At 37.4% G+C, this 12,551-nt stretch carries 12 protein-coding genes; 11 read left to right on the top strand and 1 reads right to left on the bottom strand.

Translation table 11 applies throughout. The features are described from left to right. The 7 genes from ACAN52_RS11875 (at window position 1) to ACAN52_RS11845 (ending at window position 6,762) form a co-directional block, all read left to right on the top strand. The gene (locus ACAN52_RS11875; RefSeq protein WP_378954995.1) at window positions 1–804 is read left to right on the top strand and encodes an energy-coupling factor transporter transmembrane component T family protein; all 804 of its coding nucleotides are present in this window, start codon (window positions 1–3) and stop codon (window positions 802–804) included. Between the two features lie 31 nt (window positions 805–835). Then, complete coding sequence (locus tag ACAN52_RS11870; protein ID WP_378954994.1) at window positions 836–3,055, top strand: HelD family protein; 2,220 nt, start codon at window positions 836–838, stop codon at window positions 3,053–3,055. A gap of 25 nt (window positions 3,056–3,080) precedes the next feature. Beyond that, window positions 3,081–3,818, top strand: a complete 738-nt coding sequence (gene truA, locus ACAN52_RS11865; RefSeq protein ID WP_378954993.1) for a tRNA pseudouridine(38-40) synthase TruA — start codon at window positions 3,081–3,083, stop codon at window positions 3,816–3,818. Between the two features lie 51 nt (window positions 3,819–3,869). Continuing rightward, on the top strand, window positions 3,870–4,955 hold the full coding sequence (locus tag ACAN52_RS11860) for an AbrB family transcriptional regulator (RefSeq protein WP_378954992.1): 1,086 nt from the start codon (window positions 3,870–3,872) through the stop codon (window positions 4,953–4,955). Between the two features lie 160 nt (window positions 4,956–5,115). Continuing rightward, entirely contained in the window at window positions 5,116–5,553 is a 438-nt protein-coding gene (gene rplM / locus ACAN52_RS11855; RefSeq protein ID WP_378954990.1) for a 50S ribosomal protein L13, read from the top strand. Between the two features lie 21 nt (window positions 5,554–5,574). Further along, window positions 5,575–5,967 (top strand): 30S ribosomal protein S9, encoded by a 393-nt coding sequence (rpsI, locus tag ACAN52_RS11850; protein ID WP_378954989.1) that lies wholly within the window; start codon window positions 5,575–5,577, stop codon window positions 5,965–5,967. Between the two features lie 132 nt (window positions 5,968–6,099). After that, a complete protein-coding gene (locus tag ACAN52_RS11845; RefSeq protein ID WP_378954988.1) occupies window positions 6,100–6,762 on the top strand; it encodes a hypothetical protein in 663 nt (220 codons plus the stop codon). A 40-nt stretch (window positions 6,763–6,802) separates the two neighbouring features. Here the strand turns inward: ACAN52_RS11845 and ACAN52_RS11840 are convergent, their stop codons facing one another. Beyond that, window positions 6,803–7,567 carry a transglycosylase domain-containing protein gene (locus ACAN52_RS11840; protein ID WP_378954987.1) on the bottom strand — a complete coding sequence of 255 codons (765 nt, stop codon included), beginning with the start codon at window positions 7,565–7,567 and terminating at the stop codon, window positions 6,803–6,805. A 158-nt stretch (window positions 7,568–7,725) separates the two neighbouring features. Here ACAN52_RS11840 and ACAN52_RS11835 point away from each other — a divergent pair, with 158 nt between their 5' ends. The 4 genes from ACAN52_RS11835 to ACAN52_RS11820 all read left to right on the top strand — a co-directional run bounded on the left by ACAN52_RS11835 (window position 7,726) and on the right by ACAN52_RS11820 (window position 12,349). Continuing rightward, a complete protein-coding gene (locus ACAN52_RS11835) occupies window positions 7,726–8,442 on the top strand; it encodes an N-acetylmuramoyl-L-alanine amidase (protein ID WP_378954986.1) in 717 nt (238 codons plus the stop codon). 53 nt (window positions 8,443–8,495) lie between these two features. Continuing rightward, on the top strand, window positions 8,496–9,821 hold the full coding sequence (amrA, locus tag ACAN52_RS11830; protein ID WP_378954985.1) for an AmmeMemoRadiSam system protein A: 1,326 nt from the start codon (window positions 8,496–8,498) through the stop codon (window positions 9,819–9,821). A gap of 13 nt (window positions 9,822–9,834) precedes the next feature. Then, complete coding sequence (gene amrS, locus ACAN52_RS11825) at window positions 9,835–10,827, top strand: AmmeMemoRadiSam system radical SAM enzyme (RefSeq protein ID WP_378954984.1); 993 nt, start codon at window positions 9,835–9,837, stop codon at window positions 10,825–10,827. A gap of 178 nt (window positions 10,828–11,005) precedes the next feature. Next, the gene (locus ACAN52_RS11820; protein ID WP_378954983.1) at window positions 11,006–12,349 is read left to right on the top strand and encodes an anaerobic C4-dicarboxylate transporter; all 1,344 of its coding nucleotides are present in this window, start codon (window positions 11,006–11,008) and stop codon (window positions 12,347–12,349) included. The last annotated feature ends 202 nt before the right edge of the window (window positions 12,350–12,551 follow it).

Genomic DNA, 12,551 nt, shown 5'->3' with positions numbered 1-12,551 from the left:
ATGCTTGCAGATATTATGCTTGGACAATATTTTCCTGGAAATTCTGTTATACATCACTTAGATCCGCGCACTAAAATAATAAGTACCTTATTATTAATTAGTAGTATTTTTTTAGCAGAAAATTATCAGTCTTATTCAATTGCAGCTGTTTTTGTGAGTATGATTATCGCATTAGCGGGTATACCTTTGATGATGATTTTAAGATCTTTAAAGCCATTATGGATTATTATTATTTTGACGCTGTTGATTCATGTTTTCACTACTCCTGGGACTGTTATGTATGTTTTTGGCCCCTTGGCGGTAACGCAGGAAGGGCTACGACAAGGTCTGCTCATGTCATTTCGATTAGTCTTTTTGATTACCACTTCTTCTTTATTGACTTTTACTACCTCACCTGTTGCTCTGACCGATGGAATTGAAAGGTTGCTCAAACCATTTAAAAAACTTGGGATGCCTGTCCATGAATTAGCTATGATGATGACGATTGCTCTTCGGTTTATTCCTACCTTATTGGAAGAAACTGATCGAATTATGAAAGCGCAAATGGCACGTGGGGCTGATTTCACATCAGGAAATTTATTGCGGCGTGCACGTAATATGATACCCTTGTTAGTACCTTTATTTATTAGTGCTTTTCGTCGTGCTGATGAATTAGCAACAGCCATGGAAGCTAGATGTTATCGAGGCGGTGATCACCGTACTCGTATGAAACAGCTGAAAATTACAAGCCGTGATTGGGCGGCATATGGCATTTTAGTACTCTTACTCGGAGTATTGATTTTATTTCGCATATCTGTAAAATAGAATATTGGAGATAGAGATTCAGGAGGTTATTATGGTTAAAGAGCATCCGGATTATGCCTTAGAAAAGCAGCACTTGGATGACACTATTAATGAAATGAAATTAATAGTATCTTCGTTAGAAATTGATATTGAGAAGCGTGTTCAGCAAATGCGTTTGTCACTCGAATATAAAGATCAAGTAAGTTCCTATGTACATTCCATGCTGAAAAATGACAACATTGATAAAATATATGACATTCAAGGGGCAGTTGACAGCCCCTATTTTGGTCGTGTAGATTTCAGAGAAGACGATACCCCTCTCTACGAAAGCTTCTATATCGGAAGGGTTAAAATTAGTCGGTTAGAAATTAACGGTATTCAAGATATTTTAGTTTTTGACTGGCGTGACCCTGTTGCAACAATCTTTTATGAGTGCCAAGATGGACGTGCTAGTTATGATGTATTAGGAAGGTACTATTACCATGGCGATGTCAACCTAAAACGTCAATATAAGATTACGAATGGGATTTTAGAAAAAATATCCGATGACTATATTTGGGATCAAATCGTAGCACGGCAGCATGAGGCAGTCATTGCCGATCCTTTCTTGACAGAGAGATTACTACAAGGAACGAGTAATAAACTAAAAGATATCGTTACATCCATTAGGGCGGAGCAAAATAAAATTATTCGTGAGACTCTTAATCAAGTGATTATCATTCAAGGTGTTGCTGGATCAGGGAAAAGTACCATTGGCCTGCATCGATTGTCTTATCTACTTTATAATGAAAAATTAGATCCACAAAAAATGATGGTTATTGCCCCCAATAAAATTTTCCTTGATTATATTTGTGAATTATTGCCGGAAATTGATGCCAATGATGTTGGTCAATCAACATTTATAGATTTAGTAACAATGATGACTCAAACTGAGCTAATCCTTCACAAAGATGAAAAAACTCAATTATATCTTGAAAATAAAGATAAAGATCAGCGGAGAGAACAGCTGAGTGCTGTTGCCAAATTAAAGGGTTCCTTAGAGTTTATCAAGGTGCTTGAAGCTTGGCAATTTAAAAAGACTGAAAAATTTTGTTTAAAACTAAAAGAGATTAAATTATTTGATGGTCAATTACTCATTACGAAAGAAGAACAGATTGCAAAAGTGATGGAAGGTAATCAGCTTATTATTTCATATAATGAACGAATTCAGACACTCATTGGCTATATTAAATTTCGGGTACGAAATTTCTTAGAAGTACTCGAGGCGCGACAAAGAAAATCCAAGGGTGAGATTGATAAAAAACTTGAGCAATATAAAAAACAGGGAGCCGATTTTTTAGGACGCCACTTCACAAATTGGCTTGCGAATGATTTAATTTTAGCCTACATGGAAGTTTTTCGCGATAAAAGCATATTCAAGGTAGTTAAACAGAAAAAATATGATTTAACGTTCATTACTGAGTATTGCTTAGATATTTTAGGTGAAGGTAAGGTAGAAAAAGAAGATTTAGCACCTCTTTGTTATCTTAAATATTTACTTGATGGTTTTCATCATATTACACGATTTGAGCATATTGTAGTGGATGAAGCTCAAGATTTAAATGCTTTAGAATTTACAGTATTGAGACTGCTATCCCGCAACAGTTCTTTTACCATCATGGGTGATATGTCACAAGGCATTACATCATATCGCAGTATTGATAACTGGCAGATATTGATGAAAGATGTGTTTGCTGATGTAAAATCGATCTATCGAGAAGTAAACTATAGTTATCGTTCGGCGCGGGAAATTGTAGAATGTTTTAACAGTGTGATGCCGAGTGGCTATTCAGCTGCGATACCTGTATATGAAATTGGTCATCAACCAACTTTTGAGCAAGTCACTACAACACAAGAGAACATTTCAGCGATTGTAGAGGCCATTGAAAAATTTCAACAATTAGGATGTAAGTCCATTGGCATCCTTACAAAATTAGACCGTGAAAGTCTACTTATTTACCATACTCTCAAGAGAGAACCTTTTAATATAAGTAATATCAACTTGATTACCAATGATACAGTTACATACCAAGGAGGTATTTCCATACTGCCCATTACCTTGGCTAAAGGATTGGAATTTGATGGTGTCATCATTGGCAATGCTTCCGATAAAGAGTTTAAAGAGAATAGCTTTGATCATAAGTTATTATATGTTGCTTTATCTCGCGCTTTATATTATTTATATATTGTATATCGTGGTACAATCACGCCACTTCTAAAAAAATACACATAATACAACAGTGATGAGGTATATAAAGATGCGCACTATTAAACTAACAATTTCATATGAAGGCACCGCTTATAATGGTTTTCAACGTCAAATGAATGGTATTGGCATACAACAAGTATTGGAACTAAGGCTGGCAAAACTATTTGGTCATGAACTTAGGATGAATGGTGCTGGCCGGACTGATACAGGAGTACATGCCTATGGGCAGGTTGTCAGTTTTAAAACGAATGGTACAATTCCAATTGATCGAATTGTAATCGCTTCCCGGTGTTTATTGCCCCATGATATTGTCATTACTAAGGCTGAAGAAGTGAATGAGAATTTTCATGCTCAATATAGTGCTATTAGTAAGATCTATGTATATAAGATTTATCCACATGATATGCCAAATCCATTTTTACGCAATTATGCTTGGCATATTACGCGTAAATTGGATACAGCAGCGATGCATCAGGCCTCACAATTTGTTGTAGGAACCCATGATTTCTCAGCTTTTCGTGCAGCAGGTAGCGCCAATAATAGTCCTATACGAACGATTATGGAGGCTAATTGTCAATTCAATGATGATATCTTAGAACTTTCTTTTTGGGGAACAGGATTTTTGTACCATATGGTACGGAATCTAACAGGTACCTTAGTGGAGATTGGTCTAGGATGCCGCCGCATTGAAGATTTTAAGACCATACTGGAGAGCCGTCAACGAAAAAAAGCTGGCATTACAGCACCAGCCCATGGCTTATATTTACAAGAAGTAAAATATTCTTAGTTATCGAATTTAGATAATGTTCTACTAGGTTTGATATGGAGGTGATGTAAGATGTTATTATCAGTCTTGGAGACATTACTCATTGCTTTGTTAGGGGGATTTTTATTTTCTTACCTTCATACCCCTCTGCCTTGGATGTTAGGGGCTTTAACGACCGTATTGTTATGGAATTTCTTACTTAAAAGGAAAGTTTGTTGGCCAGGGAAATTTGCTAACATTGGGCAGATCATTATTGGCTATACCATTGGGAGAACTTTTACTCAAGAAACATGCCAACAAATTATGACGCAACTGCCAATTATGCTAATCGTCACTATCGTGACAGTTATTTTTAGCTTATTGTTGGGTTATATTACTCATAAGAGAACAGGTATTAGTGTCGAGAGTGGTTTAATTGGCAGTATCCCTGGTGGACTTAGTCAGACAGCGGTATTATGTGCTGAAGTGCCTGGCAGTGATATTACGATTGTTACTGTGATGCAAACAGCACGATTGCTATCTGTTATCTTTGTCGTACCCTTTTTAGCCATTCATGGTTTAGGTTATGGCAGCCTTACACCAACAGCGGTTTCAACAATTTCTACAGCGACTTCGATCTTGATGCCAGTCAGCCAGAAGATATTAATTTCCGGCTTGGTCATTTTAAGTGCAATCCTTGCCCATAGGCTTGGCATGCCTACCCCCTTTTTATTAGGTGCTGTAATCGGCACTGCCAGTATTGGTTTATATGGCCTCAAATTGCCATCCTTACTTCAATATTGGCTTGATGGGGCACAACTATGCATTGGTGCATATACTGGTGCCAGGATCAATCTAGGTAACTTAAGCAATTGGCGTAAAATATTGCCATACACTTTGCTCGGTGTGATCGGGCTTATTTTCTGTTCCATTGGCATTGCTTTTCTTTTAATGCATTTTCATCATATTTCACTGGTAACAGCTTTCTTGAGTACAGCACCTGGTGGTATGGCTGAAATGGGTCTTACAGGGATGATGCTACAGGCTGATTTATCAGTGATTGTTGCTTTTCAGCTGTTTAGGTTACTATTTATTCTAATGGTACTACCACCAGTTTTAAAATGGTGGCTTGCTAGAAATACAGCAAATAAGAGGCGTAATAAACAAAAATGTGGATAACTTAAAAAAAAATACGCTTATCTGTCGATACTTCTTGACATTGACAAGCTTATTTAATACAATGTTTCTATGAGATTTATGCCATGACTTCCGTTAGCCCCGGAATCTCAAGGATACAAAATCAATTTTTTCTGTAATGTTGTGACAAGGAGGTAATCGCATGAAAACATTTATGGCAAATGCTGCCACCATTGAACGTAAGTGGTATGTTGTAGATGCAGAAGGTAAAACTTTGGGTAGATTAGCTGCTGAAGTAGCAAAAGTTCTTCGCGGCAAAAATAAACCGACTTTTACTCCGCATGTTGATGCAGGTGATCATGTTATCGTGATCAATGCTGCTAAAGTAGCGTTAACTGGTAAGAAATTAGTACAAAAAACTTATTTCCGCCATTCTGGTTATCCAGGTGGAACTACGTTCACTCCTGCAGGCCAAATGCTTGCAGACAAACCAGAACGAGTGATTGAATTAGCTGTTAGAGGCATGTTGCCAAAAAACAGTCTTGGTCGCCAAATGTATCGTAAATTGCAAGTATACCGTGGTGCTGAGCACCCGCATGCTGCGCAACAACCTGAAGTATTAGAAATTAACGTAAGATAATCCGGAAAGGAGGAACATATTATGGCATTGGTTACTTACTACGGCACCGGTCGCAGAAAAACCTCGGTTGCCAGAGTTCGTCTGGTTCCGGGAGAAGGCAATGTTCTTGTTAACGGCCGTTCTTTACCAGAATATTTTGGTCGTAAAACATTAGAATTAATTGTTAAACAACCCCTTAATTTGACAGAAACTCTTGGCAAATATGATGTATTGATTAAGGTAGCGGGCGGCGGTCCTTCTGGTCAAGCAGGCGCAGTTCGTCATGGTATTTCACGTGCACTACTTCTTGTAGATGCTGAGTATCGTCCATCTTTGAAAAAAGCTGGTTTCCTTACTCGTGATCCACGCGAAAAAGAGCGTCGTAAATACGGTCTTAAGAAAGCTCGTAAAGCTTCCCAGTTCTCAAAACGTTAATATCGTTTTATATCAGATCCAGAAAGAGTTTATCTTTCTGGATTTTTTATATTTTTATCAGCAGGAATCTAATGAATGAGGTATAATTATAAATAGTAAAAATGTAAAAATAAAAATGGAAGGGGTTCATGTATGAAAAAGTCGATAGCAACATTAGTTCTTTCCTTACTGCTCATGATGTCAAGTGTGGCTTTTGCTAATTTAAATGACAACAAAGCAAGTATGCAAACCCAGTATGGAGATTATCGTTTAGTCATCGATTCTGATAATCAATTATGGACCAAAGCTGATTGGGAGGGTAAAGGATATAAAAAAGCTAAAGCTGCATCCTATATGTATTCTTTCACTCGACAAGGACTTCGGACTCAAATGGAAGTATTATATAATGGTGATCAACCGGATTCAGCTGTTCTTATACAACGATTTACACCTGACACGGGCATTCAATTAAAAGAATTTAAGCTTTATTTCCCTGAAGTATACGCTTTGATTAAATCGCCTAAAGCACAAACTTTTGCTACCTATCATTCTCTAAGTCGTCAGTTTCAAGAACTTCAATCACCTGTAAAAATGGGTGTCGTAGTTAAAGACTTAGTTGATAATAAAAAAGTTGCTTTTTACTCTCTAATAGCCTTTAATATTCAAGATGAAGGCCGTCTCATTAAAGATATTAACTTGATTAATGAGGATACATATATTAAAGAGTTCACAATTGAACGCGTTTCTCGTACTGTTGTGCGTGATTCTCTAGAGTCGAATAAACCAGAATGGCAAAGTATCAAAAATTATTTTTAGCTAAATAAGAAAAGACTTGGCTTATGCGCCAAGTCTTTTTTTATTTAGCTAATCTTATTGGTACAGACTTGGCTTCTTCAGCTGATTGTGGACCAATATAGCCATTTCGCGCCATGACTGACAATACAATCGCTTGACGTTGTTTAGCGGCCTTAAAATCTACGTAGGGAGAGTACAGAGAAGGAGCATTTGGTAATCCTGCCAGCATGGCAGACTCTGCTAAGTTGAGATTAACTGGTGCTTTATCAAAATAAATTCGAGCAGCATCACCAATGCCGTAAGCCCCAGAGCCAAAGTAAATGGAATTTAGATACATTTCTAAGATTTCTTCTTTTGAATACCGAAGTTCCATATCAATGGCGAGGACAAATTCTTCAACTTTACGTCCATACGTTTTTTCTTGGGATAAAAATAAATTTTTAACAAGTTGTTGCGTGATGGTACTACCACCTTCGCTAAAAGAACCAGTCTGCATATTCACTAACATGGCACGAAGAATTCCTTCAATATCAAAACCCATATGACGATAAAAGCGGTTATCCTCGACAGCAATGATTGTTTGCTGCATGGTGAGAGGAATGTATTGTATTTTAATATAATTTCGTTGATCTAATTTGCTATTAACAGCACTTTTTAAAGCGATGACGCGATATGTGCGTTCCCATGAAGTCGATAATTCTTTTGTTATGATTTTTGATGACGGTATAGTAGGTAGTAATCCTTGTAAAAAACTAGTGCCACCAGCCCAACCAAAAGATAGGGCGAATAACAGTAGTAAAATTATAATCAATCGACCAAATCGCATGAGCACCCTCCCCGTATAATGTTAAGTCTTCTTTATCATTATTCTACCTTAATGTCTTGTATTTAGCCATATATAGAATCTATTAAAGAAAACCTCTGTATATATATAGAAAAATTGGCATAAAGTGATAAGGGAGCTTACGAGGGGAGTGGAGTCGATTGAAGTTAGTTATGATTCGAAAATATAATTTGCAACGATTTGCGATGCTTAGTATTGCAGTTGTCGTACTTAATTTTTTGTCCATTCACTATGTAGCACAGGAAGAGATAGAAAATGTAGATATGTCAGTACTTGCTGGTCATAAAATTGTAATTGATCCAGGGCATGGTGGTATTGATAGCGGTGCGAGTGCGAATCATGTCATTGAAAAACAAGTCACATTCGCCATTTCACTTAAGTTGGCTGAAGTTTTAGAGAAAAACGGGGCAATCGTCACCTTTACTCGGAATGGAGATATTGATTATTACACGAAAGGAAAAGGCGGAAAACGAAATGACCTATTACAACGTATCAAAATTATTGAAGATTCAGGTGCCGAAATTTTTATCAGTGTACATTGTAATGCTTTTAGTGCTGTAAATTTGTCAGGAGCGCAAGTGTTTTATAATCCCAAATTTGCGGAAAATAAAATACTAGCAGAAAGATTACAACAAGTTCTTAAAGAATTTCCTCCCAATAATAAACGTCAAGCAAAGGAGGATTTGCGTATTTTATTATTGAATGGTACTACTATTCCTGGAGTATTAATTGAAACAGGATATATTACCAATCAACGAGAAGCCCTCTTACTTGTTGATGATCACTACCAACAAAAGTTAGTCGAGCAAATCGGTAAAGGCTTAGCGTATCATTTTAACCATTACGTAACAAAATAAAGAAGAATTGATTCAGGTGGAGTTCTATCGATATTGAAAGGAGAAGTCACCATATGAAAAAACCAATTATTTGTGCATTTATGCCTCATCCTCCGATCATGATACCTGAGATAGGTAAAGGTGATTTGGATAAAGTTAAGGCAACAGTAGCTGCAGCTCAGCAAGCGGCTACAATTATTCAGCAGCAAGATCCCCAGACCATTATCCTCATTACTCCTCACGGACCAGTATTTGATAAAGCTTCTAGCATTAGCATTGACCCAAGATTAAAAGGAAATTTTAGAGCATTTGGTGCACCTGAGGTCTCTTTAGCTTTTGAAACAGATGATTTACTGACCCAACATATTTTTGCAAGTGCTGATGACGTAGGCATCAACTTAGTACAATTAACAGATCATCTTGCTGAGCATTATGGACTGCATTTGGAACTTGATCACGGAGCTTTAGTTCCACTTTATTATTTGAGTAAAGCGGGATTTAAAGGACAATTGATACATATATCAGTTGGTACTCTGTCTTATGAACAAATGTATACTTTTGGCAAGGCGGTACAAATAGCCATAAACCAAGGGGATAAGAGGGTAGCAGTCATTGCGTCAGGCGATTTGTCCCATCGTTTAACACCTGATGCACCAGCTGGTTATAGCCCTCAGGCTGCTGACTTTGATAAACAAGTATTGCAAGGGTTACAGGATATAAATAAAGATACATTACTTGCCATTGATAAAAAGTTAATTAGAGAAGCTGGTGAATGTGGTTTACGACCTATTTTCTTCCTGTTAGGAGTCGTGGATGGTATGGATATGACTACCAATCTATTATCCTATGAAGCACCTTTTGGTGTTGGATATGCAGTAGGGGTCATGACTAGAGAAAGTTCACCTGTTTCTTTGGCGAGAGCTAGTTTACATCATTTTTTGGACAAGGGGAGCGTATTACCTGCTCCTGAGAAATTAGATGATATGCTAGCGGGGCGGGCTGGTGTTTTTGTATCTTTGAAAAAGCAAGGTCAGTTGCGAGGATGTATTGGAACCTTTGGACCGACTCGAACGAATATTGGGAGCGAAATTATTTATAATGCTATTAGTGCTGGTACTGCTGATCCAAGATTTGAACCAGTAGAGCTTATAGAGTTACCTGAACTTACGATTAGTGTTGATATTCTAGAAACTCCTGAGCCTGTAAATCGTATCGATGATTTAGATCCACAAAAATATGGAATTATTGTCCGTAATGGCAGTCGAAGTGGTTTGCTCTTGCCTATGCTTGAAGGTGTTGATACAGTGGATGAGCAACTTAGTATTGCCATGCAGAAAGCAGGAATTGGTCCGAAGGAAAAAATCGAACTTTACCGTTTTACTGTCACTCGGTATAAATAGTGGAGGCTTATGTATGCGAGAAGCTATGTATTATCAGTCTTATGGACAGGGTATACTCTGCAGTCTATGTCCAAAAGGATGTATCATCAATGAAGGGCAGACAGGGTTTTGTCGAGCTCGTGAGAATATTAGCAACAAACTCTATACAAAAAATTATGCAGGCTGTACTTCATGTGCCCTTGATCCGATTGAAAAGAAGCCACTTTATCATTTTTATCCAGGTAGTTTAATCTTGTCACTCGGTACATGGGGGTGTAATTTCTCTTGTTCATTTTGCCAAAATTGGCAGATTGCTCAGGAACTTCCGAGCACGACAGAGTTATTGCCTCCTAAAGCAGTAGAAATCGCTAAACAGTATCAAGCAAAGGGCAATATTGGAATCGCATATACTTATTCTGAGCCAAGTGTATGGTATGAATATGTGTTAGAAACCGCTCAACTTATCAAAGAGGCTGGACTTAAAAATGTGCTCGTGACTAATGGTTTCATTAATCCAGAACCATTAAAAAAGTTATTACCCTATATTGATGGAATGAATATTGATGTCAAAGCATTTAATAAGGAGTTTTATCAGACCATTTGTGCTGGAGGGCTTGAGGCGGTCAAAGAAACGGTAGAACTAGCAGTAAAATCTTGTCATGTAGAGATTACGACACTGCTGATACCGGGACTTAATGATGAAAAAAAGGAAATTACTAAAATGGCTCAATGGTTGGCAGGATTAAATTCTAATATTCCGTTGCATTTTTCCCGCTACTTTCCCAATTATAAAATGAATTTGCCTCCTACATCTGAAAAGATAATGAAAATGGCTAAAGAGGAAGCGGAGCAATATTTAAACTATGTGTATCTTGGTAATATGAACGGAGATGAAGGGAATACCAATTGTCCTCAATGCAATCAAGTCGTGATTGATCGCACTCGATCACTGAATTATTTGCAAGATAAGAAGCATTGTCCACATTGTGGGCATATCATCTCTATGATTGGTGAAGTTAGATTTTAAGCCGTTTTTTCTTATTCTCACTTTTTTAACTTTTTTAACTATTAAATATGTTTTTATAACAGGAATTATGTGTGTAAATAGTAAATAAGGTGTAGAAAGTTAGGTGTTACTAGCAGGAGAGCTAATGATGAATTTTCATGATTAGCTCTTCTGCAAAAGAAAGGAGAGTATACAAAATATGCTTAGTTTACAATTTTTAGTCATTCTTGGATGTCTGCTGTTAGGTACGCGATTCGGAGGTATGGGTCTCGGACTTATTAGTGGTATCGGTCTTTTTATTCTTACATTTGTTTTTGGTATAGAACCTGGTAAACCACCAATTGATGTTATGCTCACAATTTTAGCCGTTATTGCCTGTGCTTCTGTACTGCAGACGGCAGGTGGTTTGAATGTTATGATGAAAGTGGCAGAACGTGTACTGCGTCGTCATCCTGCATACATCACCATCCTGGCACCAATTACCACATGGACATTGACAATACTGTGTGGTACTGGTCATGTAGTTTATACCATGTTCCCAATTATTTATGATATTTCTATTAAAAAAGGAATACGTCCAGAGCGCCCTATGGCAGTTGCTTCGATTGCATCCCAAATGGGGATTGGTGGATCTCCTGTATCTGTTTCTGTTGTCTCTATGGTTTCCATTTTAGCGGCAGGTCATGGTATAGGAAAAGCTGTTGGCATTCTTGATTTACTTTCTATCTCGATTCCAGCAACATTCTTTGGGGTGTTGGCAGCTGCTCTATGGAGCATGAACCGTGGTACGGATCTTGATAAGGATCAAGAATTCCAAGCTAAACTTCAAGATCCAGAGCAAAAAGAATATATTTATGGCGCTACCAATACGTTGCAAGACACAGTGTTTCCTAAGGAAGCTTACTGGGCCACTTGGATTTTCTTTGCAGGTATTCTTGGTGTTGTATTACTAGGGTCATTCCCAAGTTTATTACCGAAATTCGGTGCTGTTGGTAAGTTAAAGCCCATGTCAATGACTTTAGCCATTCAAATGATTATGCTTATTGCTGGTGCTGTTATTATGATGGTTTGTAAAGTTAATTCACGTGAAGTCTCTAAAGGTCCTGTTTTCCAAGCTGGTATGGTTGCTATCGTATCTGTATTTGGTGTAGCTTGGATGAGTGATACTTTTTTCCAATCCCATTTTGAGCTACTCAAAAGTACTTTAGCTGGCGTTGTTGCTAGTAAACCATGGATGTATGCTATTGTATTATTTTTAGTTTCTAAACTGGTAAATAGCCAAGCAGCTGCAGTTGCTGCCATTGCTCCTATGGGTGTTGCTTTGGGAGTCGATCCTAAAATGATGGTGGCTTTCTTCTCTGCTTCATATGGTTACTTTATATTACCAACTTATCCAAGCGATCTAGCCTGTATTGGATTTGACCGATCTGGTACAACTCGCATCGGTAAATTTATTATTAATCATAGCTTCATTATGCCTGGTCTTATTGGTGTAATAGTTGGATGTGCCGTGGGTTATATCTTAGTTAAGGTCATGATGTAATCTTCATCTAGCAATAAAAATAACCTAATCCTTTGTTGACGAAGGATTAGGTTGTTTTTTTACGTAATAAAAAAATAATATAGATAAGGAAGTTGATTCTGTATATTTTGCAGGAATTTTATATTTTAATGGTAAATACTATTGAGTGTTCCATCTTTCGATTACCAACCCATAATCGAATTCAATTGGCACCTATCAATCA

The sequence above is a fragment of the Pelosinus sp. sgz500959 genome (genome assembly GCF_042610375.1).
In the GTDB taxonomy this organism is placed as follows: domain Bacteria; phylum Bacillota; class Negativicutes; order DSM-13327; family DSM-13327; genus CTSoil-075.
This window is presented reverse-complemented; position numbering and strand designations above follow the sequence as displayed.

Excerpts from the sequence above, each read along its gene's own strand:
- ACAN52_RS11860 (WP_378954992.1), top strand. The coding sequence starts at position 3,870 with ATGTTATTATCAGTCTTGGAGACATTACTCATTGCTTTGTTAGGGGGA.
- truA (WP_378954993.1), top strand. The coding sequence starts at position 3,081 with ATGCGCACTATTAAACTAACAATTTCATATGAAGGCACCGCTTATAAT.
- rpsI (WP_378954989.1), top strand. The coding sequence starts at position 5,575 with ATGGCATTGGTTACTTACTACGGCACCGGTCGCAGAAAAACCTCGGTT.
- ACAN52_RS11845 (WP_378954988.1), top strand. The coding sequence starts at position 6,100 with ATGAAAAAGTCGATAGCAACATTAGTTCTTTCCTTACTGCTCATGATG.
- rplM (WP_378954990.1), top strand. The coding sequence starts at position 5,116 with ATGAAAACATTTATGGCAAATGCTGCCACCATTGAACGTAAGTGGTAT.
- ACAN52_RS11875 (WP_378954995.1), top strand. The coding sequence starts at position 1 with ATGCTTGCAGATATTATGCTTGGACAATATTTTCCTGGAAATTCTGTT.
- ACAN52_RS11870 (WP_378954994.1), top strand. The coding sequence starts at position 836 with ATGGTTAAAGAGCATCCGGATTATGCCTTAGAAAAGCAGCACTTGGAT.
- ACAN52_RS11820 (WP_378954983.1), top strand. The coding sequence starts at position 11,006 with ATGCTTAGTTTACAATTTTTAGTCATTCTTGGATGTCTGCTGTTAGGT.
- ACAN52_RS11840 (WP_378954987.1), bottom strand. The coding sequence starts at position 7,567 with ATGCGATTTGGTCGATTGATTATAATTTTACTACTGTTATTCGCCCTA.
- amrA (WP_378954985.1), top strand. The coding sequence starts at position 8,496 with ATGAAAAAACCAATTATTTGTGCATTTATGCCTCATCCTCCGATCATG.
- amrS (WP_378954984.1), top strand. The coding sequence starts at position 9,835 with ATGCGAGAAGCTATGTATTATCAGTCTTATGGACAGGGTATACTCTGC.